Genomic DNA, 25,214 nt, shown 5'->3' on the forward strand with positions numbered 1-25,214 from the left:
CACCACGGGCACCCCGCACGCTACAGGTCGGCGTGCAGCTGCCACACCCGCTCGGCGGCTCCGGCCCACGAAAAAGCCCTGCCGCGATCGCCGGCGAGCACCGCGTGCCGCTCGACGGCCTCGGAGGAACGGAGCACGTCGGCGAGCGCGGCGGCGAGCGATTCGCCCGCGGCAGAGCCGCCATCGCCACCCGCGGAGCCGTCGCCGCCGGCGGCAGAGTCGCCGGCGCCCGCGCCGTCACCGCTAGCCGCGACCTCCGCGTACACCCCGCCGTCCCAGACGACCTCGCGGTGCACCGGGGAATCGGCGGCGACGACCGGCACCCCGACGGCGAGCGCCTCGACGACCCGCCACGGAAATGCCGACGACACCGCCGGCGCCAGGAACGCCACGGCGCCGCCGAACACGGCCGCGCGATCGGCATCCTCGAGCGCGCCGCGCACGTGGACACGTCCTTCGCCGAACCCCGCGGCGGCCGCGAGATCGGCGATCGCCGGCTCATCGCCCTCGGGCGCGTCGATCACCACCACGGGCAGGTCGGCGCCCGACCGCGCCGCCGCCCTCAAGGCATCCTCCAGACGCGCCGACGGCGCGGACGAGCCCGCGACGAGCACGAACCCCTCCGGCAGGTCGAGTGCTCGCCGGCGCCCCACCTCGTCGGTCGGCACCGCGAACCCCGCCGGGGCCGCCCCTGCGATCACGCGCACGCGGTCGCCGAACGCGCCGAGCTCGGCGACACGCACCGCGAGGGCGTGCGTCGGCACGACCACCGCATCCGCGAACCGCACGGCGCGCTTCAGCATCGCCTTGTGCCACCTGACCGCCGGCCGCGCGAGCTCGCCCGGCCGCTCCCAGGCATCCAGATCCCACAGGGTCACCACGGTCTGATCGTGATCGTGCACCCGGTCGTGCTTGACGAGCGGCGCCATCAGCGTCGGCGAGTGGATCATGCCCCCGCCGATCCCGGGTGCGACCCCGAGCTGCCACGCCACCGCCAGCTCGCGGCGCGCGAGCGCCGTTCGCGACAGATCGAACAGCCCCGGAACGGATGCCTCGATCACCCCCGCCGCGTCGGCGACGGCCGGCACGATGCCCTCGACGGCGCATCCGGCCGGAGCAGCGGTCACGAGCGCACGCCCGAGCTCGCGCGAGGCCATCGACAGGTCGGCGCTCGTCGGCGCGACCACCTGGTCGAGCACCACCCGCAGCAGCGCTGTCACGGTCACTCCCCCGAATCGGAGCCGGAATCGGAGCCGGAATCGGAGCCGGAATCGGAGTCCGGTGACGGGGACGGCGGATACAGCGCCTGCTGCACGAGGTCGCGCACGTGCGCGTACTCGTCGCTCGTCGGCTCGTCGGTGTCGATGCCGGCGCCCTCGGGCGTCAGCTCGAGCGTCTGCACCGGCTGCTCCTTCGCCTTCACCGCGAGGTCGATCAGGAAGGGCAGCAGCCCCGACGGGATGTCGGTCTGCACGAGGTCCTCCCCGGCCGCCGCGACCTGCTGGAACCGCGTCAGCACGTTCGCCGGGTTCGCCTGCGCGAGGATCGCCTGCTGCAGCTCGCGCTGACGGCGCATCCGGTCCCAGTCGCTCGTCGTGTACCGCGACCGCGCGTACCACTGCGCGGTGTCGCCGTCCATGTGCTGCGGCCCCGCCTCGATCCAGCCGATCGCCCAATCCTCGGCCGGCTCGCCCTCGTACGACGGTCCGCCGCCCTTGGGCAGCCGCTCCTGCACGGTGATGTCGACGCCGCCGAGCGCGTCGACGATGTCGGCGAAGCCCTTCATGTCGACGAACACGTAGTACGGGATCTCGATCCCGAGGATCCCCTCCGCGGCATCCTTCGTCGCCTCGATCGCGGGCGTCGAGGAGTTCGCGGCGGCCTCCGGGTAGATGCTCGCGCCGTCGTCGTCCTGGCAGATCTCCACGGCGTTCATCAGCTGGTTGATGCCCGGTCCCCAGCCGCAGTCCTCGGAGTAGTGTCCCTCGAAGCCGTCGGGGTAGAGGTCGTGCATCGGCCCGTCGGCGAAGGGCGCGTAGGCGAGGTCGCGCGGGATGCCGGTGATGTGCACGGCGCCCGTCTCGGCGTTGACCGAGACCACCGAGATCGAGTCGAAGCGCATCGACTCGCGCCCGAGACCGGAGTCGGCGCCCAGCAGGAGGAAGTTGTAGTACCCGTTCGACGGCGGCACCGGCGGAGTGTGGTTCGTGAACAGGGATGCCATGAGCTCGCGCGCGGGCGCGACGAGCTGCTGTGCGGCGTAGGCGGCCCCGCCGCTGCCGATCACCATGCCGAGGATCGCGAGCGCGGCGACCGCCGGACGCGCCTTCGGGCGCACCTTCACGAGCCGCACGAGGCGCAGCGTGTCGATCGTCAGCACGACCCACAGCACCGCGTACGCGAGGAGCACCAGCTGCACCCCGAGCAGGAACAGCCCGTTCGAGGCGAGCACGGGGATGACCCCCGGCCACAGCAGCGCGGCGAGCACCGCCAGCACGACGAGCAGCCACATCACGATCGTCGCGGTCAGGCCGATGCGCCCGAGCCTGCGGTTGCCGGCGAGGGACTGCGCCGACCCCGGGATCAGGAAGTTCAGGACGACGAGCCACCAGGCGCGCCGCGTCATCACCTGCGGCGAGCGGGTATCGGGGCGACGGATCGGCTGGTTGCCGATGATCACGCCGCCGGAACCCGCGGCGCGGCCGGACGACGCGGCGGATGCGGAGGCGGGCTGCCGAGGCATCCGCGGCGGCGCCGACACGCTCACAGCGACTCCTTCAGGCGACGGTTCTTCTCCTCGACCTGCTCCTCGAGCAGGCGTGCGTACTGCTCCACCCGATCGGCGAGCCGGGCGTCGGCGGCGCCCAGGATGCGCGCGGCGAGGAGCCCGGCGTTCTTCGCCCCGTTGATCGAGACGGTCGCGACGGGGATGCCCGCAGGCATCTGCACGATGCTCAGCAGCGAGTCGAGACCGTCGAGGGTCGCCAGCTGCACCGGCACGCCGATGACCGGCAGCGCGGTGACGGATGCCAGCATGCCGGGCAGGTGCGCCGCTCCCCCGGCCCCGGCGATGATCGTCCGGAGGCCCCGGTCGCGCGCGCCGCGCCCGTAGGAGATGAGCTTGTCGGGCGTGCGGTGAGCCGAGACGACCTCGACCTCGTGCGGGATGCCGAATTCGCTTAGCACCTGCGAGGCGTCGCTCATGACGCGCCAGTCGGAGTCCGACCCCATGACGACGCCGACCCGAGGGGATGCCGAGGAGATGCGCGTCGAGGTCACCCGACCAGGCTAGGGCGACACCCTGGAAGAACCCCGGAACGCCACGCTCCCGCCCGCGTCGTTCCTCGGCGGATCAGTCGCGCAGGTCGGCCGGCCATGCGGGCGGATCAGTCCGCGAAGAAGGATGCCGCGGCGCGGGCCTCGTACACGACCGCGTCGAGGTCGTCGCCGGTCGCGTTGACGTGCCCGACCTTCCGCCCGGGGCGCGGCGCCTTGCCGTAGGTGTGCACCTTCGCGGCGGGGTGGGCGGCGAGCGCGGCCGGCAGCCGGCTCTCGAGTGTGTCGGTCTCGGGGCCGCCGAGGATGTTCACCATCACGGCCCACGGCTGGCGGGGCGCCGGGTCGCCGAGCGGCAGGTCGAGCACCGCGCGCACGTGCTGCTCGAACTGTCCGGTGACCGCGCCGTCCTGCCCCCAGTGGCCGCTGTTGTGCGGGCGCATCGCCAGCTCGTTCACGAGCAGCCGCTCGTCGGTGGTCTCGAACAGCTCCACCGCGAGCATCCCCGTGACGCCGAGCCCCTCGGCGATCGCGGCGCCGATGTCCGCCGCCACCTCGGCCAGGCGCGCGGTGCGCTCGGGCGCCGGGGCGATCACCTCGGCGCAGACGCCGCCGCGCTGCACGGTCTCGACGACGGGGTAGACGGCGAGCTCCCCCGACGGCCGACGGGCCACCTGCTGGGCGAGCTCGCGGGCGAAGTCGACGAGCTCCTCGGCCAGAAGGGGGCCGTCACCGAACCAGTCCGCCACCTCTTCGGGGCTCGACACGACCCGCACGCCCTTGCCGTCATAGCCGCCGCGCGGCGTCTTGACGACGGCGCGGCCGCCGTTCTCGTCGAGGAACGCCTGCAGGTCCGAGGCATCCGCCACCGCCGCCCACTCCGGCTGCGGCGCACCGAGCTCGGCCAGGCGCGCCCGCATCGCGAGCTTGTCCTGCGCGAACTGCAGCGCGTCGGGGCCCGGATGGACGGTGACGCCCTCGTCTACGAGGGCGCGGAGCACCGCCTGCGGCACGTGCTCGTGGTCGAAGGTGACGACGTCGACCTCGCGGGCGAACGCGCGCACCGTCTCGAGGTCGCGATAGTCACCGGTGGCGGTCGCGGCGAGCGCCGCGGACATGCCCGGCTCCTCGGCGAGCACGCGCACGTCGACGCCGAGCTCCACCGCCGGCGCGATCATCATCCTGGCCAGCTGTCCGCCGCCGACGATCCCGAGTGTCAGAGCCATGGCATCCCTTTCCGTCGGCACCATCCTCCCAGGTCGCACCCGCTCGGCACGACCGCGCGGCGGCGTGGACGCCGCGGCCCGGGCTCAGGCGAGGTCGGGCGGCAGGGGCGGAGGCGGGCCGGGCACGATCGGCACGGCGTGCGAATCGCGGTGCGCGAGGATCTGGCTGACCTCGACCTGATCGGCGAGGGTCTCGTTCATGAGCCGCACCGCGGGGATGTCGACCATGCGCAGCGGCGCATCCACGCCGTTCGTCAGGGTGAGGGTGCCGGTGCCCCAGATCCGCTGGATCGGGCCGCGTCGCTCCGAGATCGTGTATCCGCGGGCGTGCCCGATCTCGGTGCGGGTGCGCCGGAGAAGACCGGACCGGGCGATCACCCGCCTGGTCGTGACGGTGTAGGTGCCCGAGAGCCAGCGCAGGTACGGCACCACCACGAGCAGCAGCACGATCACGCCGGCGACGCCCCAGAGCGCCCAGTCGGGGATATCGGCGAGCGGCGCCGGGAGGTTCCCGGAGAAGTAGCCGACCGCTCCCGCGACGACGATCAGCACGAGAGCCGACCAGAACAGCCGCCGCGCGTGCGGACGCACCCGGGCGATCCGCAGTTCGCGCGGCTCGGCGCCGGGTGCCGGGGTGAGCGGGCGCCCGGTGTACGCGGTCGGCTGGGTCACCCCTCCATTGTGGCGGCCCGAGCCCCGGAATCCCCGGCGACGCGGCCCGCATCCGGCGAGTCGGCGCCCGCGGCGACGCGGCCTGCATCCGGCGAGTCGGCGCCCGCGGCGACGCGGCCTGCATCCGGCGAGTCGGCGCCCGCGGCGACGCGGCCTGCATCCGGCGAGTCGGCGCCCGCGTCAGCGCACGTGGACGACGTCGCCCGCGCTCACGACCGTCTCGACGCCCTCACTCTCCACGACGAGCCGACCGTCGGCGTCGAGCCGCACGGCGCGTCCGCGGAGCGTCGTGACGCCGTGCTCCCCGGGCAGCGACACCGAGACGTCGGCGCCGATCGTGCTGCAGCGCTCGGTCACGCCGTCCTCGATCGCGGCGTGACCGCCGACGGCGAGCGCCGCGATGCCGTCGCGCAGCGCCGTCAGGTAGTCGGCCAGCAGCCGATCCTCGTCGACCTCGACGCCCTGATCGGCGAACGAGGTCGCCGTCGGCACCGGAAGATCGACGGTCTCCATCGTCGTGTTCACCCCCGCCCCGACGACCACGGTGAGCGGGTCGGAGGGGAGGACCTCGGTGAGGATGCCGCTGATCTTGCGCCCGTCCGAGCCGTCGCCGTCGGCGTGATCCGCACCGCGACCGGCCGAGTGCCCGACGATGACGTCGTTCGGCCACTTGACGCTGACCCGGGTCGCGCCGCGCGCCTCGCCCTTCTTGCCGCCGAGCTGAGCCGCCACGGCGTCGCGCATCGCGGCGCCCGCGATGAGCGGGATCCAGCCGCGGTCGGCGATCTCGACCGCACCGACGCGCAGCAGCACGGAGATCGCGAGCGCCGTGCCGGCCGGCGCCGTCCACACCCGGTCGAGCCGCCCGCGACCGGCCCGCTGGTCGTCGGTGACGACGACCGACAGGTGCGGATGCCCGTCGGGGTCGGCGGCCGCGTCGTGGAGGAGCTTGGCGTTGGTCGAATCGACGCTTTCGACGACCTGCAGCCGCGGCGTGACGGCGGCGGCGAGCGGAAAGCCCTGACTGGGGATCGGCATAGCGCCACCCTATGACGACGAGGCGGCGGCGGATACCGCCCGATCATCACGAGCCCGAATCGTCAGCCGGACAGGCGACGGAGAGCGGAAAGAGGGATGCCTACAGCGAAAGCGCGATGTCGTTGTCGCTGTCCGCCAACGTTCGGGGGAAACCGCTCGCTAGGGTGGAACGCGTGCCAGATCAGCCGATTCAGAACGATCAGACCGCCCCGAGCGACCTGTCCACGACCGCCGGGAAGATCGCCGACCTCCGCGCGCGCTACCAGGAGGCAGTCGTCGACGCCGAGGTGATCGCTCGCGGCAAGCAGCACGCGAAGGGCAAGCTCACCGCGCGCGAGCGCATCGAGCTGCTCGTCGACCCGGGCTCGTTCGTCGAGCTCGACGAGTACGTGCGCCACCGCACCACCGCGTTCGGGATGGACCGCTCGCGCCCCTACGGCGACGCCGTGGTCACCGGTGTCGGCACGATCCACGGCCGCACCGTCGCGGTCTACGCACAGGACTTCACGACCTTCGGCGGATCGCTCGGCGAGGTCGCCGGCGACAAGATCATCAAGGTGATGGAGTTCGCCCTCCGCGGCGGCATGCCGATCATCGGCATCCTCGACTCGGGCGGAGCCCGCATCCAGGAGGGCGTGGTCGCCCTCGGCAAGTACGGCGAGATCTTCCGGCTGAACACCGCGGCATCTGGCGTCATCCCCCAGATCTCGATCATCATGGGCCCGGCCGCGGGCGGCGCGGTGTACTCCCCCGCCCTCACCGACTTCGTCATCATGGTCGACAAGACCTCGCAGATGTTCGTGACCGGCCCCGACGTCATCAAGACCGTGACCGGCGAAGACGTCGGCATGGAGGAGCTCGGCGGCGCCTACACGCACAACACCCGCTCGGGCGTCGCCCACTACCTCGCCGAAGACGAGGACGACGCGCTCGACTACGCGCGGACGATGATCGGGTTCCTCCCCGACAACAACATGTCCGACGTGCCGGTGTACGAGAACGCGTTCGAGTGGGAGACGACCGACTCCGACCGCGTGCTCAACGCCGTCGTGCCCGACTCGCCGAACCAGCCGTACGACATCCACCAGGTGATCTCGCACATCGTCGACGACGGCGACTTCCTCGAGGTGCAGCCGCTGTTCGCGCCGAACATCGTCATCGGCCTCGGCCGCATCGAGGGCCGTACGGTCGGCATCATCGCGAACCAGCCCTCGCAGATGGCCGGCACACTCAACATCGAGGCGGGCGAGAAGGCCAGCCGGTTCGTGCGGTTCTGCGACGCGTTCTCGATCCCGATCTTGACCCTCGTCGACGTCCCGGGATACCTCCCCGGCACCGACCAGGAGTGGACCGGCGTCATCCGCCGCGGCGCGAAGCTGCTCTACGCCTACGCCGAGGCGACGGTGCCGCTCGTCACCGTCATCCTCCGGAAGGCCTACGGCGGGGCGTACATCGTCATGGGCTCGAAGCAGCTCGGCGCCGACATCAACCTCGCCTGGCCGACCGCGGAGATCGCCGTCATGGGCGGTCAGGGCGCCGTGAACATCCTCTATCGCGGCGAGATCCGCAAGGCCGAGGAGGCGGGCGAAGACGTCGCCGCGGTGCGCGCGCGTCTCGCGAGCGAGTACACCTACAACGTGGCCTCGCCGTTCCTCGCAGCCGAGCGCGGCGAGCTCGACGGCATCATCGAGCCGGCGCAGACCCGCGTGGCCGTCGCCAAGGCCCTGCGGTCGCTCCGCGGCAAGCGGGCGAGCCTGCCCGCGAAGAAGCACGGGAACATCCCGCTGTGAGCGACGCCCAGGCTCCCGAGACGCGTCCGGGCGACGCGGCCGAAGCGCAGGATGCCACGCCGCCGCCCGCCCCCGACGCGCTGCGCGTCGAGGTGCGCCGCGGCGACCCGACGCCCGACGAGCTCGCGGCGGTCGTCGCCGTCGTGACCGAGGCGTACACGCGTGAGGCCGAGGCGGCTCTCGCGGAGAACGAGCCGCGGCCGTCGGCGTGGCTCGTGTCGGCGCGGTCGCTGCGCCCGCCGCTCCGCCGCGAGATCGGCTGGGGACGCTTCGGCGGCTGACACCCGGTCGGCGTGGCCGGACACGACCCGGGGCGACCGGGCGGCCCGTGTCCCCCAAAATACCTACAGACAGCTCCGCGCGAAGGCGTCAGACTGAGTCTGCTGGAACGCTTCTGCGTTCGGTGCACCGCGCTTCTCAGCGCGGCCGCACCCTCGCGGGTCGGTTTTCGGGTAACCGGCTCGCATGGCGAGGGGCGGGCGGCTTCGCCGCCCCTCGCCCCCTTCTTCTTCGCGAGGCGCTCGCTCACGAGCCCGTGCTCCGCGAGGCGCCCGCTCACGAGATCGTGCTCCGCGGGCCTGCCGGTGGCTCAGTGCGTGGCATCCGCTCTGGGCGCCCGTCGCGGGCGTGGGAACTCGCGCCAGAGGTCCACGACCTCCTCCCCGTCCTCCGCCGCCGAGCGCCCGACGACCGTGACGACGACGTCGGGGTGCGTGGATGCCCGGATGTACAGCCGCTGGGATCGGGCCCCTTCGATGAGCCGGGCCAGCTCCGCCCGCAGGTGCGCGCGCTCGTCCGGCGCGAGGTCGTCGAGGCCGCCCTCGTCGAGCACCGACACGGTCGCGCCGCGGGCGCGCGCGGCCGACAGGGCGGCGCGCACGTCGTCGTCGAGCAGCGCCGGGCCGCGCAGCTCGTCGCGGAGGGTGCCCTCGGCGATAAGCGCGAGGCGACGCTCGGTGTCGTCGAGGTGACCGCCGACGGCGATCGTGTGGGCGAGCACGGGGCCGGCCACGGCGAGCGCGCGCTGCACCTGCGTGCGCCGTTCGCGGCGCATGCCCTCCTGCGAGGCGAGCCACTGCGAGGCGTCGCGCTGCAGCTCGGTCAGCCGGGCGGTGTCGCTGGCGGCCCGGTCGACCAGCCACGACAGCAGCTGCGCCACCCCGACCCACAGCACCGCGCCGACGACGCCGAGCGCGAGCGCCGACGGCAGGCCGATCCACGCCATCGCGGCGACCGCGGCGAGCCCCACACCCGCCCATGCCGTCCACGGCCGGCGCCGCACCATGACGATCGCCATGAGCGCCCCCACGGCGCCGAGGCTCCACGTGGCGTAGTCGGCCTCGCGCGCGTCGGGCCCGGCTGCCACCCATCTCGCGCTCGGCACGATCGCCGCGACGAGGAGCGCGAGCACGATCGCCCAGTGCGGCAGCACCGTGCGCTCGCCCAGTCGGCTGCGCACGGGGTCGCGGGTGCGGGCGCCCCGCGCATTCCAGAAGATGCACACCCAGGTCGTCACGAGGAAGAAGGCCACCGCGATGATCTGGACGATCGGGTACGCGATCGGCCCGGTCCACACCATCGCGCCGACGGCGAGGTAGGCCGTGAAGGCGACGGCCAGCCCCGACAGTGCGGGCCGCACGGCTCCCGAGCGCGGCGCCGCGGCGCCGCGCTCGTCGTCCGCCGACGGATCCATCGGTGGGGATCGGTCGCCGGTCATCGCGGCCGCTCCCAGTCGAGACGGACGGTCGTGCCGTCCTTGCCGGTCTGCACGCGGGCGCGTCCGCCGGCGGCGGCCATGCGCGCGACGATCGAGCCGCGGATGCCGAGGCGATCGACGGGCACCTCGGCCGGCGCGAATCCCGGCCCGGAGTCGGAGATGCGCACCGCGATCGCCCTCTCATCGGCGCGCACCGCGACGGCGAGCCCCTGCGCGCCCGCGTGCTGCACGGCGTTGGCGATCGCCTGCGTCGCCGCCAGCACGATCGCCCGTGCGACCCGGCCCGGCACGGGCGGGGCGCTCGAAGCCACGTCGGCGTCGACCGTGAGGCTCAGCTCGAGTTCGGCGGCGGCGCGCTCGATGCCCGAGACGACGGATGCCACCGGCACCGCCTCGTCCGAGCCCTCGCCCACGTCCTGCTCGGCGTTCGCGAGACGCGTGAGCGCCTCCCGCGCCATCGTGACGGCGAGCGCCTCCTCGCGCGGCGTCGAGGCGCGCTCGGCGGCGATCAGCGCCGCCAGCACGCTGTCGTGCATGAGCGCCGCCACCGCGACCCGCTCGGTCTCGACGGCATCGGCCTCCGCCGCGGCGGCATAGGAGGCCACCGCATCGCCGCGCGCGCGATCGATGCCGACCGCGGCGGAACGGAGCATCCAGCCGAGGGCGATGATGACGCCGGCGAGGATGAGCGCGAACACGGCATCCAGCACCACCCCCACGCTCTGCGCGGCATCCACGCCCTGCCCTGTGACGAGGCCCTGCGCCGTGCCGCCAGGCGCCCCCTCGAGCTGGATCAGCCGCACCGCACCGTACAGCGCCGACACGAGCACCGCCCAGACGATCTGCAGCACCAGGTCGAACGCCATCACCGCCGCCGCCGTCGCGACGTTGAGGAGGTACCAGATCCACGGCTGCACCGACGGGTCGACCGCGGCCCCGGCCGACGCGACCGGCCACAACGCCAGCACGGCGACGAGGGCGAGGGCGCACACCCGACTGGCGCCGCGGGCGAACGCCCCGGTCGTGAGCGCGAGGATCATCGCGGCGAGCGGCGCGAACGCGAGAGCGATGAGCGCGGTCTCCCACCCCCACGCGGCGCGCGGCGTCGCGATCGCGTTGAGGAACGCCTGCGTGCCGAGCACCGCGCAGCCGAGCGCCACGACGAGCGAGACGATGCGCTCCACGCGCGCCTCGGTGAACCGCTCGGCACCGCCGGCGATGTCGCCGAGGGGTGCCCGCACGGCCGGATCGGTCGCGATGGGCAGGCGCTCAGCGGCCACCGGCACCGTCACCGCGGTCGCTCACGACGAGCCCGTCCTCCATCGCACGGCGGAGCAGGTCGACCTTCGTCGGCGCGGGTCGGCCAACCTCGACGTATTTGACGCGCACGCGCGTGATGTTCTCCTTCGCCGTCGAGTAGGCGATTCCGAGACGATCGGCCACCGCCTTCAGCGGCAGCCCGGCGGCGTACAGCCGTAGCACGTCGCGCTCCCGCGCCGACAGTTGCGCATCGGCGAAGGCGCGGTCGCCCTCGACCGCGGTCGCCCACTCGATGTTCTCGAGCGGCTCGCCGTGCGCGATCGTGCGGATCGCGGCCATCACGTCCCCGGTGCGCGACGCCTTGCTCAGGATGCCGGTGGCTCCGGCGGCGAGCGCCTCGCGCACCGCGGCGGCCCGGTCGGCGACGCTGTGGATGAGCACCGGCGATCCGTCGGCGACCAGCCGCGTGACGTTCTCGGTGACCGTGGTGCCGTCGCCGAGGGTCAGATCGAGCACGACGACGTCGGCGGGTGCGGCGCCCGACTCCGCGCGCCAGTCGAGGTAGCAGCGCACCGTGCTGCCCGAGAAGACGACCTCTTTCGTGCCCGACCGCGCGCACGCCGCTTCGAGCCCGAGTCGCACCGACTCGTGGTCGTCGATCAGGGCGACGCGGATCATGCGGTCAGCCTAGCCAGACGTGCGGGCGAGCATCGCCACCGCCTCGACGTGGTGCGAGTGCGGGAACAGGTCGAACGCGTCGATGCGGAGCGGCTCGTAGCCGTGCCCGCGGAACGTGCCGAGGTCGCGCGCGAGGGCGACAGGGTCGCACGCGACGTAGACGATGGATGCCGGGGCGAGGCCCGCGATCCGGTCGACCACCTCGCGCCCCGCCCCCGCCCGCGGCGGGTCGAGCAGCACGACCCCGCGGGCGAGCCGCGCCCGCTCGGCGGCGCCCGCCTGCGCCGAGAGGCTCGCGAGGTAGCGGTCGGCGCGCGCGGTCTCGGCCCGTGCACCGACCCACTCGGCGAGGTTCTCCCCCGCGTGCTCGGTGGCCCGGGCATCCGACTCGACGCTGGTGACGCGCGTTCCCGCGCCTCCGGCCTCGGCGATCGCCGCGGCGAACAGGCCCACCCCGCCGTAGAGGTCGAGGTGCTGCGCGGCGGGATCGACGCCGCCCACGGTCTCGAGCGCCCGGCGGACCGCGCCGGTGAGCGTCGCCGCCGCGAGGCGGTGCACCTGCCAGAACCCGCCGGCATCGACGAGGAAGCGGCGGTCGCCGACGCGCTCGATGACGGTCTCCCGGGCGGTCGGGTCTTCCGGCGCGCGGGGCACCCGCGGCGCGGGGCGGCGCGAACGCGCCCCACGACCGGCCCGTGCACCGCGGCCGCGCGGCGCGTCGGCGCGCTCGGCGCGTTCCGAGCCCTCCGGGCGCGGCTGCTCGGGGCGCACGATCACCCGCACGCCGCCCTCGTCCGGCTGCACGAGGTCGACCCGACCGGGGGCGAAGCCCTCGAGACTCCGGGCGACCTCCTCGATCTCGGCGGTCGCGAGCGGCAGGTCGGGCGTCTCGATGACGCGGTGGCTGCGCGCCGCGAACGGGCCGATGCGCCCCTCCTCGTCGACGTGCAGGCTCACCCGGGTACGCCAGCGCAGGCCGTCGGATGCCTCCGCGCCGGAGCTGTCCGCGTCGCCCGCGTCGCCGCGCCCGCCCGCGTCGCCGGCCGGCGAGATCGTCGTCTCGGGCTCGGAGACGCCCCCGAACCGGGTGAGCGCGTCGTCGAGCACGCGCTTCTTCAGCACCCGCTGTTCGTCGAGGTCGAGGTGGCCGAAGTCGGCGCCGCCGGGGCGCTCCGCCGGCGGGACCGACACGTCGGCCGCGGCCCACACGTGCGGGCGACGGTGGGCGGAGGCATCCAGGACGTCCACGACGTCGGCGCGCCAGAAGGCGGCCTTCGCGGTGTCGGTGAGCTCGGCGCGCACGCGCTCGCCGGGAATGGCCCCCTCGACGAAGACGACCCGCCCCTCGTGCCGGGCGACGAAGACGCCGCCGTGAGCGACGTCGGTGACGTCGAGGTCGAGAAGGTCTCCGGGCTGCATCCCTCCATCATCTCGCGCCCGGCCTGGGGATCTCCCGCCCGCGAGGAGCCGTCGGCCTCGGACGTGCGGCCCAAGAACGTAGCCTGGGCGCATGCGCGTATGCCTGGCCTCCACCTCCCCCGCCCGCCTGATGCTGCTGCGGCAGTCGGGCATCGAACCCGAGACCCGCGCGCCGGCGGTCGACGAGGAGGCGGTCATCGAGGAGATCGAGTCGCGCGAAGGCCGCACCCTCGCCCCCGACGAGCACGTGCTCCTCCTCGCGCGGCGGAAGGCCGCCGACGTCGCCGCGACGATCGCGGCCACCGACCCGGCGTTCGACGGCATCGTCATCGGCGGCGACTCGATGTTCGAGCTCGGCGGCGCCGTGCTCGGCAAGCCGTACACCGCCGACGTCGCCGCCGAACGGTGGCGCGAAATGCGCGGGCGCACCGGGGTGCTGCACTCCGGACACAGCGTCTACCGCGTCACGCCCGACGCGCCCGCCCGCGAGGCGCACGCGGTCGCCGCCGCCGCGGTCACCTTCGCGGCCGATGTGACCGACGCCGAGATCGCGGCCTACGTCGCCACCGGCGAACCCCTGCACGTCGCCGGCGCGTTCACCGTCGACGGCCTCGGCGGCGCGTTCATCGAACGGGTCGACGGCGACCCCTCGACGGTCGTCGGCATGTCCCTGTCGACCCTGCGGCACCTCTGCGCCGAGCTGGGCGTCTCCTGGACGGATCTGTGGAACCGCACGGATGCCTCGTAGCTTCTCACACACGATTTCTCGCTGATCTTGTGCGAGTGATCCAAAGCCGACCCGCTTCTGCTGGATAGGCTGGCATCCATGCCTTCCCTCGACACGGCGCCCGCGCGCCCGGCGACCCCCCGCACGATCACGAAGGTGCTCGTCGCCAACCGAGGCGAGATCGCCGTGCGCGTGATCCGCGCGGCACGCGACGCCGGCAAGGGCTCGGTCGCCGTCTACGCCGATCAGGACCGCGACGCCCTGCACACCCGCCTCGCCGACGAGGCCTATGCGCTCGGCGGTGCGACGAGCGCCGACACCTACCTGTTGATCGAGAAGATCCTCTCCGTCGCGCGGCGCTCCGGCGCCGACGCGGTGCACCCCGGTTACGGCTTCCTCGCCGAGAACGCCGACTTCGCGCGCGCCGTAATCACGGCGGGTCTCATCTGGATCGGTCCGTCGCCCGAGGCCATCGAGGCCCTCGGCGACAAGGTCACCGCACGCCACGTCGCCGAGAAGGTCGGCGCGCCGCTCGCCCCGGGCACCCCCGGCCCCGTCGCGGGGGCCGACGAGGTGATCGCGTTCGCCGAGCAGTACGGGCTGCCGATCGCGATCAAGGCCGCCTACGGCGGCGGGGGACGCGGGCTCAAGGTCGCCCGCGAGCTCGACGAGGTCGCCGAGCAGTTCGAGTCCGCCACCCGCGAGGCGGTCGCCGCGTTCGGACGCGGCGAGTGCTTCGTCGAGAAGTACCTCGACCGTCCGCGCCACGTCGAGACGCAGTGCCTCGCCGACGCCGAGGGCAACGTCGTCGTGATCTCGACGCGCGACTGCTCCCTGCAGCGGCGCCACCAGAAGCTCGTCGAGGAGGCGCCCGCGCCCTTCCTCACCGACGAACAGACCCGCACGCTGTACGAGTCGTCCAAGGCGATCCTGAAAGAGGTCGGCTACGTCGGCGCCGGCACGTGCGAGTTCCTGATCGGCGCCGACGGCACGATCTCGTTCCTCGAGGTCAACACGCGCCTGCAGGTCGAGCACCCCGTCTCCGAAGAGGTGACCGGCATCGATCTCGTGCGCGAGCAGTTCCGCCTCGCCGAGGGCGGCACGCTCGACTACGACGACCCCGAGCCCGTCGGCCACTCGATCGAGTTCCGCATCAACGGGGAGGACCCGGGCCGGAACTTCCTGCCGCAGCCCGGACGCATCCACCAGTTCAAGACGTTCGGCGGCCCCGGCATCCGTCTCGACTCCGGCGTCACCGCCGGCGACAGCGTGTCGGGCGCGTTCGACTCGCTGCTCGGCAAGCTCATCGTCACCGGCCGCGACCGCGCCGAGGCGCTCGAGCGCTCGCGCCGCGCCCTCGACGAGTTCGAGGTCGCCGGCCTGCCGACGGTGCTGCCGTTCCACCGTGTCGTCGTGCGCGAGCCCGCCTTCACCGCCGAGGACGGCCGGTTCGGCGTGTTCACGCGCTGGATCGAGACCGAGTTCGTGAACGACATCCCGCCGTGGGATGGCGAGGCCGAGGCTCCCGAAGAGCCCGAGCCCCGGCACACCGTCGTCGTGGAGGTGTCGGGCAAGCGCCTCGAGGTGAGCCTGCCCGACCGCATCGCGGTCGCGCCGGTGAAGATCGGCCGCCCCGCCGCCGCTCCCCCGTCGCGTCGGCTGCACGCCCCGTCGGCCTCCGCGGCCGCGTCGGGCGACGCGGTGAAGTCGCCGATGCAGGCGACCGTCGTCAAGGTCGCCGTCGCCGAGGGCCAGCAGGTCGTCACGGGCGACCTCGTCGTCGTGCTCGAGGCCATGAAGATGGAGCAGCCCCTGCAGGCGCACAAGGACGGCGTGGTCGGCGCGATCGACGCGACGCCGGGCACCACGGTGTCCTCCGGCCACCAGCTGCTCACCATCTCCTGACCCGATGGACGGACGCGTCGTGCGGGCACGGGTGAAGCGGGGCGGGCGCCTGCGGACGGGCGCCGCCGTGGCATCCGTGCTGCTCCTCGGCTCGCTCGCGGGCCTCACCGGGTGCGGCACGACCGGACCCTCCGACGCCGACCGGGCGTCGTGGCAGAGCTGGGCCGCCGCAATCGTCGACAGCGACCCGGATGCCACGGTGTCCGGCGGATTCGACGCGAACGCCGACCCGGCGTCCGCGACGGTCGACTTCAACACTCCGACCGCGTTCCAGGCGCTCGAACTGCGCTGCATCGGCACCGACCGCGCCGAGTTCTCGCTCGCCTTCGTCGCGGAGGACGCGACGATCGACAGCCGTCAGGACATCGTCTGCCAGGGCGGCGCCACGCGCACGGCGATCGCCGTGCCGATCGCGGTGCGCGACCTCGTCTCGCTCACGGTGACGGCGACCTCCGCCGACGGCGAAGGCGTCTGGACGGCGCAGCTGCAGCGCTGACGACGCGCCGCGTGCGCGGCGGCGCGGCGGCGCTCGCGCTCAGCCGAACAGCCGCGGCGGCGCTCAGCCGAAGAAGTCGTCGTCGCGGTTCACGAGGTGCATCGCGCGCGTGGCATCCGTGATCGACCCGGTGAGCGAGGGGAACACCGCGAACACGCGCGAGACCTGGTCGACCGTGAGGCGACGCTCGACGGCGATCGCGATCGGGTAGATGAGCTCCGACGCGCGCGGCGCGACGATCACGCCGCCGATGACGGTGCCCGACCCCTCTCGAGCGATGATCTTCACGAAGCCGTCGGAGATGCCCATCATTTTCGCGCGCGCGTTGGCGGCGAGCGGCAGCTTGTGGACGTAGCCGTTGATCGCGCCGGTGGCGAGGTCCTGCTCCTGCCGGCCGACCGTCGCGATCTCGGGCGCGGTGAAGATGTTGGCCGTGATGCGGCGACGCTCGAGCGGGATGACGGTATCGCCGAGCGCGTGGAAGATCGCGGTGCGGCCCTGCATCGACGCGACGGATGCCAGGGGCACCAACGTCGTGCAGTCTCCGGCGGCGTAGATGTTCGACACCGATGTGCGGGCGACCCGGTTGACGCGGATGTGCCCCGAGTCGGTCAGCTGCACGCCCGCCTCGGCGAGGCCGATTCCGGCGGTGTTCGGGATCGACCCGACCGCCATGAGGCAGTGGCTGCCCTCGACCGTGCGGCCGTCGGACAGGGTCACCACGACCCCGTCGCCGACGCGCTCGACGCTCTGCGCGCGCGAGCGCGAGAGCACCGTCATGCCGCCGCGGGTGAACACCTTCTCGAGCACGAGCGCGGCATCGTGGTCCTCGCCGGGCAGCACCTGGTCGCGTGACGAGATGAGCGTGACCTTCGCCCCCAGGTTCATGTACGCGGAGGCGAACTCGGCGCCGGTGACCCCCGACCCGACCACGATGAGGTGCTCGGGGAGCGCCTTCACGTCGTACAGCTGCGTCCAGGTGAGGATGCGTTCGCCGTCGGGCATCGCCGCGGGCAGCTCGCGCGGCGACGCTCCGACCGCGACGACCAGGGTGTCGGCCTCGACCCGGTCGAAGTCGGTGCCGCCGGGGCCGGTCGCGACGATCACGGAGTGCGCGTCATCGAGCCGGCCGTGACCCGAGATGATGCGCACGCCCGCGTCGACGAGCTGCCGGCGCATGTCGTCGGACTGCTGCCGGGCGAGGGAGAGCAGCCGCTTGTTGACGGCGGCGAGGTTGATGGCGACCTCGGGCTTGAGCGGCCGGCCGCTCTCGCCCTTCGCGTAGAACTCGACGCCGAGGTCGGATGCCTCGGAGATCGCGACCGCGGCATCCGCCGTCGCGATCAGGCTCTTCGACGGCACGACGTCGGTGATGACGGCGGCGCCGCCGACCCCGGCACGCTCGACGAGGGTCACCTCGGCACCTAGCTGCGCCGCCGCGAGCGCGGCCTCGTACCCGCCGGGGCCTCCGCCGAGGACGGCGACCGACGGGGAATGCGTGAAGCTCGCGGACATTGGTCCATTCTCTCAGGCGCCCACGGGCGGATCCGACCGCGGGGGGCGACCTCCGGGCGCGGGGCCACGATCCTCGCGAGGCGGGGTCGGGATCCTCACGACGCGGGATCGGGATCCTAGAGTGGAGCCATGTCCGAGTACACGAACCCCCTCGACGACGCCACGGCCGACCCCTTCGAGGTCGCCGCGCAGGCGGCATCCGACATCGCCCGCCTCACCGGCGTCGACCACCACGACATCGCCCTCACCCTCGGCAGCGGCTGGGGCAAGGCCGCGGAGCTCATCGGCGAGACCACCGCGACGATTCCGGCGACCGAGGTCACCGGCTTCAGCAAGCCCGCGCTCGCCGGCCACGTCGGCTCGCTCCGGTCGGTCCTCACCCCGACCGGGCGGCGCGTGCTCGTCATCGGCGCGCGCACGCATTACTACGAGGGCCACGGCGTGCGCCGCGTCGTGCACAGCGTGCGGACCGCGGCGGCGACCGGCGCCACGACGATGGTGCTCACGAACGGCGCCGGCGGCATCAAGGAGACGTGGACGCCCGGCACGCCGGTGCTGATCAGCGACCACATCAACCTCACCGCCGACTCGCCGCTCGAGGGTGCCACCTTCATCGACCTGACCGACCTGTACTCGTCGCGGCTGCGCGATCTCGCGCGGACCGTCGACCCGTCGCTCGACGAGGGCGTGTACTGCCAGTTCCGCGGGCCGCACTACGAGACGCCCGCCGAGGTGCAGATGGCGAAGACGATCGGCGGCCACATCGTCGGCATGTCGACCGCGCTCGAGGCGATCGCCGCCCGCCAGGCGGGCATGGAGGTGCTCGGCTTCTCGCTCATCACGAACCTCGCCGCGGGCATCCAGAAGACCCCGCTCAGCCACGCCGAGGTGATCGAGGCCGGCCAGGCGGCCGAGCCGGTGATCTCGGACCTCCTCGCCCGCGTGATCGGGCAGCTGTGAGCGGCGGGGTGGACGGCGGGGCCGGCGCGGGTGCTGGCGCTGACGACGCGGGTGCGGTGGATGCCGGGGCGCGCGCGGGTGCGGTGGATGCCGGTGCGGTGGATGCCGATGCGACCCTCGACGCGGCGCGGGCCTGGCTCGCGCAAGATCCCGACGAGGTGACGCGCGCCGAGCTCGCGACGCTGATCTCGGGCGCCGAGGCGGGCGACGCGGCCGCCGCGGCCGACCTCCGCGATCGGTTCGGCGCGCGCCTCGCCTTCGGCACCGCGGGGCTGCGCGGCCGGCTCGGCGCCGGCAGCAACCGGATGAACCGGGTGCTCGTCGCGCAGGCGGCCGCCGGATTCGCGGCCTACCTCACCGAGAAGGCCGACCCGGGGGCGACCCCGACCGTCGTCATCGGTTACGACGGACGGCGCAACTCCGACGTGTTCGCCGAGGACTCGGCGGAGCTGTTCGCCGGCGCGGGGCTGCGCGCGATCATGCTGCCGCGTCTGCTGCCGACGCCCGTGCTCGCCTTCGCGGTGCGCCACCTCGGCGCCGACGCGGGTGTCATGGTGACCGCGTCGCACAACCCGCCCGACGACAACGGCTACAAGGTCTATCTCGGCGGCGCCGACGAGGGCTCGCAGATCGTGTCGCCCGCCGACGCCGAGATCGCCGCGCACATCGAACGGGTGGCGTCCGAGGCATCCGTCACCGACCTGCCCCGCGGAGCGTTCGAACTCGCCGACGAGGCGGTGATCGAGGCGTACGTCGCCGCGACGGCGACCGTCGCCCCCGCCCCGGCCGGCGCCGCGGGCATGAACTGGGTCTACACGGCGATGCACGGCGTCGGGTACGAGACCCTGAGCGCGATCCTGCGCCTGGCCGGATACCCGCTCCCCGTCGTCGTGGAGCAGCAGATCGCTCCCGACGGCGCGTTCCCGACCGTCGCCTTCCCGAACCCCGAAGAGCCGGGCGCGATGGACCTCTCGTTCGCCGCCGCCCGCGAGGCCGGCGCGGAATTCGTGATCGCCAACGACCCCGACGCCGACCGGCTCGCCGTCGCGATCCCCGACCCCGCCGCCGAGGGCGGCTGGCGGCGCCTCACCGGCAACGAGACGGGTCTGCTTCTCGGTTGGCGCGCGGCGCAGCGTGCCGCGGCCGGTGTGGATGGATCGGATGGCGTGGGGGGTGCCGGCGGCGCGGCCGGTGCCGGCGGCTCGGGCGGATCGCTGGCGTGCTCGCTGGTGTCCTCGCCGGGGCTCGAGGTCGTGGCCGCGCACTACGGGCTCGACTTCCACGCGACCCTCACCGGGTTCAAGTGGATCTCGCGCGCGCCCGGCCTGGTCTACGGCTTCGAGGAGGCGCTCGGGTACCTCGTCAACCCCGAGACGGTGCGCGACAAGGACGGGATCTCCGCAGCGGTCGCGCTGCTCGGCATGATCTCCGAGGCGCGGGAGCAGGGCCGCACCCTCGCCGACCTGCTCGACCAGTTCGCCGAGACGTTCGGCTGGTTCCAGTCGGGTCAGGTGTCGCTGCGGGTCGATGACGTGTCGGTGATCGCACGGATCATGGCGGCGCTGCGCGCCGCGCCGCCCGCCGAGATCGGTGGTGTCGCGGTCGAGCGGTTCGAAGACCTGCTCGAGCCCGGCGACGGCGCCGAGGGCGAGGTGCCGCCGGCCGACGTGCTGCGGCTGTGGCTCGCCGACGGGTCGCGGGTGATCGTGCGGCCGAGCGGCACCGAGCCGAAGCTGAAGGCGTACCTCGACGTGCGCGGCGACTCGGCATCCGACGCGGCCGCGCGCCTCGCGTCCCTCGACGCGGGCGCCCGCACCCTGATCGCCGCCGCACAGGCCTGACCGCGCAGCCAGGCGCCTGCCGGGCGCTCGAGGGTCTCGCCGTTCACAACTCAGTCTCCCGCCGGCGAACTAGCTGTACTGACCTCGACCGTTGTTGATTCGGTCGATGGGGGTGCGGCCTCCGATGCCGAGGTGGTGCCTGTCTAGGTTGTAGTAGTCGAGCCAGGTCGTCAACCCTGCTTTTCGGTCGTCGTTCGAGCTCCAGGGGCGGGCGTAGGCCCACTCGGTGGCGAGGGTGCGGTTGAGGCGTTCGACTTTCCCGTTGGTCCAGGGGCAGTGCGGTTTGATGAACCGCTGTCGGATGCCGTGCGCGTCGACCACGGCCTTGAACGCGGCCGAGTGGCGGTAAGCGAACGCGTTGTCGCTGATGACGCGTTCGACTGTGACGCCGAGGCGCGCGTAGAACGCGATCGCGCGGTCGAGCACACCCGCCGCGGTGGTGCCTTTCTCGTCGTCGTGGATCTCCGCGTAAGCAACTCGGGAATGGTCGTCGATGACGGTGTGCACGTAGTCGTAACCCAGGCCCCGCTTGCGCGCAGGACGTTGCCCGCGGCCATGCAGACGCCATCCGCCGCCGTCGGGGATACGGCCGAGTTTCTTCACATCAACGTGGATCAGGGACCCGGGATGATCATGCTCGTAACGCTGCGCGGATCGGCGGGTCGCGCGGATCACGGACCCCGTGACCGGGTCCAGCTCCCGCAGCAACGGCACGTGGTGGCGGCGCAACACCCTACCGACCGTTGAGGCCTGCAAGCCGAGCTTGTCAGCGATGAACACCGGCCCACGCCGAGTGAGGTGCCGCATGATCCGCACCCTCGCCTCCACGCACGCTTTGGTCTGGCGAGGGTGGGAGCGGGCGACGCTGGAACGATCGATCAGGCCCGCCGGGCCGCACTCCCGGAACCTGCGCCACCACCGCCACGCGGTCGTGCGGGAGATCCCCATTTCCGCGGCAACATGCGCGACCGCACGCCCCGACTGGATGCGCTGAACCATGATCAACCGGCCGGCCGGAGTCAGCCGGGCATTAGCGTGAGACAAGAGAGACCTCCGTGCGTTTGAGCTGAAGAACTTAGACAGCTCCAACTCGACCCCGGAGGTCTCTCCTACGTCAACAACGATCTGGGTCAGTACACCTAGACGCCCCGCTGCGGAATACCGGGCCCCGCACGTCCAGCCCCCGCCGCGCAGACTGAATTGTGAACCGGCGTAGGCTTGAGCCGTGCTGCTGACCGAACCCGTCATCCTCGAGAACGCCTTCGTCCGGTTGGAGCCGCTCGATCCACGCCACGCGAGCGATCTCGACGCGGCGAGCGCCGGGCTCGAGGGCGCGTGGTACACGTCGGTGCCCGCATCCTCTGCGGCCGAGATCGACCACCGGCTCGCGGAACATGCCGCGGGGCGCATGAACCCGTTCGCGGTCGTCGTGGACGGCCGGGCGGTCGGCATGACGACCTTCTGCAGCATCGACCAGGAGAACCGCCACGTCGAGGTCGGCTACACCTGGCTGTCCCCCGCGGTGCAGGGCACAGGGGTCAATCCCGCCGCCAAGCTGCTGCTGCTCGGGCACGCGTTCGAGGCGTGCGCCGCGATCGCCGTCGAGTTGCGCACCCACTGGCACAACCGTCAGTCGCGCGCCGCGATCGAGCGCCTCGGCGCCAAACAGGACGGCGTGCTCCGCAATCACCGGTTCGGCCCCGACGGCACGCTCCGCGACACGGTCGTGTACTCGATCCTGCCGCACGAGTGGCCGGCCGTGCGTCGCGGTCTCGAGGCACGCCTCGACCGCCACGCCCACGCCCGCGCCTGACCCCCGCCGCACCCCGGCTGCCCTTCGGCTGCCTCCCGCTCTCGCCCCGTCACCGGGGGCGACGCCCGTCCGATGTGCGGTTTGCAGGAGAACCGCACCCGCCGCCGGCGCCGAGCCCCGGAACTCCGCGGCTGGCCCCGCGGCAGGGGCATGATTCTCCTGCAAACCGCACAGCCCGCCGCCCGCACGCCACGGCGCGGCGCCGCGGGACCCAACCGCGGGGCGGGTCAGCCGTCGATGACGGCGACGAGCTCGTCGAGGAACGCCCCGAAGTCGGTGCCGCGGCGCACGATCCGCTGCACGCTGTCGCGCTCGCTGAACACCTCGACCAGCTGCTCGAACACGGTCTGGAACGCCTCACGCTCGCTCTCCGAGAAGGCCACCATCGCGATCACCTGCACCCGCCCCTCGCCCCAGGAGATCGACGGGTCGGCGATCGCCACGGCGATCGCCGTGCGGGTCGCCGTCATGCCGAGCGCGTGCGGCACGGCGAGCGCGTCGGTGAACGCCGTCGACGACAGCCGCTCCCGCTCGAGCGTCCGCTCGACGTATCCGTCGTCGATGACGCCCTGCGCGACGAGCCGCGCCCCGAGCTCGCGGATGACGGACTCGGGCGTCGCGTCGGCCCCGACCCGGCCGATGAACGCGTCGGGCGAGAAGTAGCGGCCGAGCTCCCCCTGCAGCCGGGCGAGGCGGCGGGCCCTACGCACCCGACCGGCCGCGGCCTGCACGCGCTCGATGTCGGCTTCGGTGAGGAACGGCTGGATGCGTACCACGCGATCGGACACGAGGGGCGCGTCGACCGTGGTCAGCACGAGGTCGGTGTCGATCGCCGCCCAGTCGGGGTCGGCCCGGGTCTCGACCCCGACGACGTCGACGGCCTGACCGAGCGAGCGGTCGACGCTCGAGCGCAGCAGCTCGTGGAGCTCGTAGTACCCCGGGCACACGATCGTCGCGGTGGGGATGGCACCGGCGCTGCGCCCCCGCTCGAGCCGCCCGCCCACGTGCATCGCGATGTAGGCGATCTCGTCGTCGAGGAGCGGGATGCCGAGCAGTCCCTGCAGTCCGTCCGCGATGAAGACGGCGACCTCGAAGATCATCGGATAGGTCGCCTTGAGCGAGCGGGTCAGCGGGTTTCTCGACCACGCCTGCTCCCGCGCGCGCAGGCGCAGGTTCTGCACGTGCAGGGCGAGGCGCAGGATGAAGTCCTCGTGGTCGATGTCGACGAGGAAGGCGACCGCGGCCCGGTGCACCACCTCCCGCACGTCCTCTTCGATGTCGGGTTCGAGGCGGGAGCGGATGACGGATGCCGGTTCGCTCGCCCCGGGCGCGACGACCCGGCTCAGCACGAGCGCCGCGAGGTGGCGGAGGTCACCCGCACCGAGCTGCACCCCGAGATGCTCAGTGCAGAGCCGGTCGAGGAGTGCGCCGACCCGCTCCTGCGCCTCCGACGGCTCCCCCGCGACGGTGACATCGAGCCCGCGACCGTGCGCGACGCGGTCGGCGGTGATGGCGACGTGCAGCATCACGTCGCCGATGCCGAACTCGTTGACGAAGTAGCCGAGCCCGCCGAGCCCCGCGACGAGGTCGGCCTTGAACGGTCCGAACGCGGCGGGACCGATGGAGTCCTCGCCGAGCGCGCGTCGCACCGCGGCCAGGTCGAACGCGCCCTCGTCGGTCTCCTCGTGCACGAGCGTGGACAGGAGGCGCCGCTGGGCCATCTCGGTGCCGCGCAGCCGCGCGCGCGACGCGGTGCGCTCGAGCACGATCCCGCTGCCGCCGAGGAAGGACCGCACGCGCCCGAGGTCGCTCTCGAGGGTCGCCGCGCTCACGTGGAAGCCGTCCGCCGCCTCGTAGACGTCGATGCCGTCGGATGCCGCGAGCAGCGCCCGCACGAGATGATGCGCCCGCTCCCGCGGGGTGTCGGCGTCGGCCGCGGAGCGGAGCGCACCCGTGGCATCCACCCCCGCGCGATAGCCGAGCGGGCCCGATTCGACGACGGTGCCGCCGGGCACGCGCGCGTTGAGCGCGGTCACGTAGCTGCGGATGCTGCGGGGGGTGACCCCGACGATGTCGGCGAGCTCGGCGGCGGTCACCCAGTCGGTATCGCGCACCAGCAGGCCGATGACCCGATCCTGGCGCGCTCTGCTCACAGACCCAGTCAATCACGCCATTCCGGGTGCTTTTCCGCCCCCGCGGAAACAGGAGTGGTTGTCCCTGCTCGGCGGTTCCACAAGAATGGCGGAAGGAGGCAGTCGATGAGGATCCTCGTGGTGTGTGGCGCGGGAGCGTCGAGCACGTTCGTCGCGCAGCGAGTGCGGCATGCCGCGCAGGCGGCGGGCCGGCAGATCAGCGCGGTCGCCGGCACCGAGCAATCGTTGCCGATCGACCTGGATGCTGCGGACGTCGTCCTCGTCGGACCGCATCTGCACCATGAGCTGGACCGCATCCGCGACGCCGCGGCCCCCCGCGGCACGACGGTCGTGCTCCTCCCACCCGACATCTTCACGGACCTCGACGGGACGCGTACCCTTGCCCTCGTCGACGCCCACCACACCCCCGACACCGCTCCGGAGAGGTTCCTGTCATGACCGAAGTCACCCGCACGATCCGCATCGGTTCCTCCAACGGCCTGCACGCGCGGCCCGCGAAGCTGTTCGCGCAGGCGGTGAAGGACTCGGGCCTTCCGATCACGATCGCGAAGGGTGCGGGCGCCCCCGTCAACGCGGCGAGCATCCTCGGCGTCATCGCGCTCGGGGCGGAGAAGGGCGACTACGTGACGCTCGTCGCCGACGGCGACCACGCGGACGCCGTGCTCGACACCCTCGCCGAGCTGCTCACGACCGACCACGACGAGAACTGACTTTCTCACCTGCATCGA

The 25,214-nt window shown here is 73.0% G+C and carries 23 protein-coding genes; 10 read left to right on the plus strand and 13 right to left on the minus strand.

All coding sequences use genetic code 11. From position 1 onward, the window contains the following. Window positions 1-20: 20 nt before the first annotated feature. The 6 genes from FHX68_RS08300 to FHX68_RS08325 all read right to left on the minus strand — a co-directional run bounded on the left by FHX68_RS08300 (window position 21) and on the right by FHX68_RS08325 (window position 6,212). On the minus strand, window positions 21-1,220 hold the full coding sequence (locus FHX68_RS08300) for a glycosyltransferase (RefSeq protein ID WP_141380235.1): 1,200 nt from the start codon (window positions 1,218-1,220) through the stop codon (window positions 21-23). A gap of 2 nt (window positions 1,221-1,222) precedes the next feature. After that, complete coding sequence (locus FHX68_RS08305) at window positions 1,223-2,767, minus strand: LCP family protein (RefSeq protein WP_373288673.1); 1,545 nt, start codon at window positions 2,765-2,767, stop codon at window positions 1,223-1,225. Continuing rightward, a complete protein-coding gene (purE, locus tag FHX68_RS08310; RefSeq protein ID WP_255314018.1) occupies window positions 2,764-3,279 on the minus strand; it encodes a 5-(carboxyamino)imidazole ribonucleotide mutase in 516 nt (171 codons plus the stop codon). The genes FHX68_RS08305 and purE overlap by 4 nt, the downstream gene beginning before the upstream one ends. 107 nt (window positions 3,280-3,386) lie before the next feature. Beyond that, window positions 3,387-4,502 (minus strand): 5-(carboxyamino)imidazole ribonucleotide synthase, encoded by a 1,116-nt coding sequence (locus FHX68_RS08315; RefSeq protein ID WP_141380202.1) that lies wholly within the window; start codon window positions 4,500-4,502, stop codon window positions 3,387-3,389. Window positions 4,503-4,586: 84 nt separating this feature from the next. Then, window positions 4,587-5,174, minus strand: coding sequence for a PH domain-containing protein (locus FHX68_RS08320; RefSeq protein ID WP_141380201.1), 588 nt, complete (start codon window positions 5,172-5,174; stop codon window positions 4,587-4,589). A gap of 180 nt (window positions 5,175-5,354) precedes the next feature. Further along, entirely contained in the window at window positions 5,355-6,212 is an 858-nt protein-coding gene (locus FHX68_RS08325) for a biotin--[acetyl-CoA-carboxylase] ligase (RefSeq protein WP_141380200.1), read from the minus strand. Between the two features lie 164 nt (window positions 6,213-6,376). On the opposite strand from FHX68_RS08325, the gene FHX68_RS08330 reads away from it, so the two are divergent. Both FHX68_RS08330 and FHX68_RS08335 read left to right on the plus strand, forming a co-directional pair. Continuing rightward, the gene (locus FHX68_RS08330) at window positions 6,377-8,002 is read left to right on the plus strand and encodes an acyl-CoA carboxylase subunit beta (RefSeq protein ID WP_373288674.1); all 1,626 of its coding nucleotides are present in this window, start codon (window positions 6,377-6,379) and stop codon (window positions 8,000-8,002) included. Further along, window positions 7,999-8,283 (plus strand): acyl-CoA carboxylase epsilon subunit, encoded by a 285-nt coding sequence (locus FHX68_RS08335; RefSeq protein ID WP_141380199.1) that lies wholly within the window; start codon window positions 7,999-8,001, stop codon window positions 8,281-8,283. The genes FHX68_RS08330 and FHX68_RS08335 overlap by 4 nt, the downstream gene beginning before the upstream one ends. A 308-nt stretch (window positions 8,284-8,591) precedes the next feature. Here the strand turns inward: FHX68_RS08335 and FHX68_RS08340 are convergent, their stop codons facing one another. The 4 genes from FHX68_RS08340 to FHX68_RS08355 are packed head-to-tail and all read right to left on the minus strand — an operon-like array spanning window position 8,592 to window position 13,076. After that, window positions 8,592-9,719, minus strand: coding sequence for a hypothetical protein (locus tag FHX68_RS08340; protein WP_244926843.1), 1,128 nt, complete (start codon window positions 9,717-9,719; stop codon window positions 8,592-8,594). Continuing rightward, window positions 9,716-11,011: a sensor histidine kinase gene (locus FHX68_RS08345; protein ID WP_244926844.1), complete on the minus strand. Its 1,296-nt coding sequence runs from the start codon at window positions 11,009-11,011 to the stop codon at window positions 9,716-9,718. Before FHX68_RS08345 ends, FHX68_RS08340 begins: the two co-directional genes overlap by 4 nt. Beyond that, window positions 10,989-11,657 (minus strand): response regulator transcription factor, encoded by a 669-nt coding sequence (locus FHX68_RS08350; RefSeq protein ID WP_141380197.1) that lies wholly within the window; start codon window positions 11,655-11,657, stop codon window positions 10,989-10,991. The genes FHX68_RS08345 and FHX68_RS08350 overlap by 23 nt, the downstream gene beginning before the upstream one ends. Before the next feature lie 9 nt (window positions 11,658-11,666). Continuing rightward, window positions 11,667-13,076, minus strand: a complete 1,410-nt coding sequence (locus tag FHX68_RS08355; RefSeq protein WP_141380196.1) for a class I SAM-dependent RNA methyltransferase — start codon at window positions 13,074-13,076, stop codon at window positions 11,667-11,669. Window positions 13,077-13,167: 91 nt separating this feature from the next. Between FHX68_RS08355 and FHX68_RS08360 the strand changes: the two genes are divergently transcribed. From FHX68_RS08360 to FHX68_RS08370, 3 genes are all read left to right on the plus strand, one after another. Continuing rightward, a complete protein-coding gene (locus FHX68_RS08360; RefSeq protein WP_141380195.1) occupies window positions 13,168-13,824 on the plus strand; it encodes a Maf family protein in 657 nt (218 codons plus the stop codon). A 78-nt stretch (window positions 13,825-13,902) separates the two neighbouring features. Continuing rightward, a complete protein-coding gene (locus FHX68_RS08365) occupies window positions 13,903-15,708 on the plus strand; it encodes an acetyl/propionyl/methylcrotonyl-CoA carboxylase subunit alpha (protein WP_141380194.1) in 1,806 nt (601 codons plus the stop codon). Window positions 15,709-15,712: 4 nt separating this feature from the next. Continuing rightward, the gene (locus FHX68_RS08370) at window positions 15,713-16,204 is read left to right on the plus strand and encodes a hypothetical protein (RefSeq protein ID WP_141380193.1); all 492 of its coding nucleotides are present in this window, start codon (window positions 15,713-15,715) and stop codon (window positions 16,202-16,204) included. Window positions 16,205-16,267: 63 nt separating this feature from the next. Here FHX68_RS08370 and FHX68_RS08375 read toward each other — a convergent pair whose 3' ends face one another. After that, on the minus strand, window positions 16,268-17,719 hold the full coding sequence (locus tag FHX68_RS08375; RefSeq protein ID WP_141380192.1) for an NAD(P)H-quinone dehydrogenase: 1,452 nt from the start codon (window positions 17,717-17,719) through the stop codon (window positions 16,268-16,270). A 129-nt stretch (window positions 17,720-17,848) separates the two neighbouring features. Here FHX68_RS08375 and FHX68_RS08380 point away from each other — a divergent pair, with 129 nt between their 5' ends. Both FHX68_RS08380 and FHX68_RS08385 read left to right on the plus strand, forming a co-directional pair. Continuing rightward, complete coding sequence (locus FHX68_RS08380; RefSeq protein WP_141380191.1) at window positions 17,849-18,679, plus strand: purine-nucleoside phosphorylase; 831 nt, start codon at window positions 17,849-17,851, stop codon at window positions 18,677-18,679. A gap of 98 nt (window positions 18,680-18,777) precedes the next feature. Then, the gene (locus FHX68_RS08385) at window positions 18,778-20,520 is read left to right on the plus strand and encodes a phospho-sugar mutase (RefSeq protein WP_141380230.1); all 1,743 of its coding nucleotides are present in this window, start codon (window positions 18,778-18,780) and stop codon (window positions 20,518-20,520) included. A gap of 69 nt (window positions 20,521-20,589) precedes the next feature. Here the strand turns inward: FHX68_RS08385 and FHX68_RS08390 are convergent, their stop codons facing one another. Continuing rightward, window positions 20,590-21,564 (minus strand): IS481 family transposase, encoded by a 975-nt coding sequence (locus tag FHX68_RS08390; RefSeq protein WP_141920157.1) that lies wholly within the window; start codon window positions 21,562-21,564, stop codon window positions 20,590-20,592. Window positions 21,565-21,745: 181 nt separating this feature from the next. On the opposite strand from FHX68_RS08390, the gene FHX68_RS08395 reads away from it, so the two are divergent. Further along, window positions 21,746-22,333: a GNAT family N-acetyltransferase gene (locus FHX68_RS08395; protein WP_141381436.1), complete on the plus strand. Its 588-nt coding sequence runs from the start codon at window positions 21,746-21,748 to the stop codon at window positions 22,331-22,333. Between the two features lie 227 nt (window positions 22,334-22,560). Here FHX68_RS08395 and FHX68_RS08400 read toward each other — a convergent pair whose 3' ends face one another. Beyond that, complete coding sequence (locus FHX68_RS08400) at window positions 22,561-24,486, minus strand: BglG family transcription antiterminator (RefSeq protein WP_141381435.1); 1,926 nt, start codon at window positions 24,484-24,486, stop codon at window positions 22,561-22,563. Between the two features lie 105 nt (window positions 24,487-24,591). Here FHX68_RS08400 and FHX68_RS08405 point away from each other — a divergent pair, with 105 nt between their 5' ends. Together FHX68_RS08405 and FHX68_RS08410 are read left to right on the plus strand one after the other, a co-directional pair. After that, window positions 24,592-24,924 carry a PTS sugar transporter subunit IIB gene (locus FHX68_RS08405; RefSeq protein WP_141381434.1) on the plus strand — a complete coding sequence of 111 codons (333 nt, stop codon included), beginning with the start codon at window positions 24,592-24,594 and terminating at the stop codon, window positions 24,922-24,924. Further along, window positions 24,921-25,196, plus strand: a complete 276-nt coding sequence (locus FHX68_RS08410) for an HPr family phosphocarrier protein (RefSeq protein WP_141381433.1) — start codon at window positions 24,921-24,923, stop codon at window positions 25,194-25,196. Before FHX68_RS08405 ends, FHX68_RS08410 begins: the two co-directional genes overlap by 4 nt. Window positions 25,197-25,214: the final 18 nt, after the last annotated feature.

The organism is Microbacterium lacticum (genome assembly GCF_006716815.1).
Lineage (GTDB): Bacteria > Actinomycetota > Actinomycetes > Actinomycetales > Microbacteriaceae > Microbacterium > Microbacterium lacticum.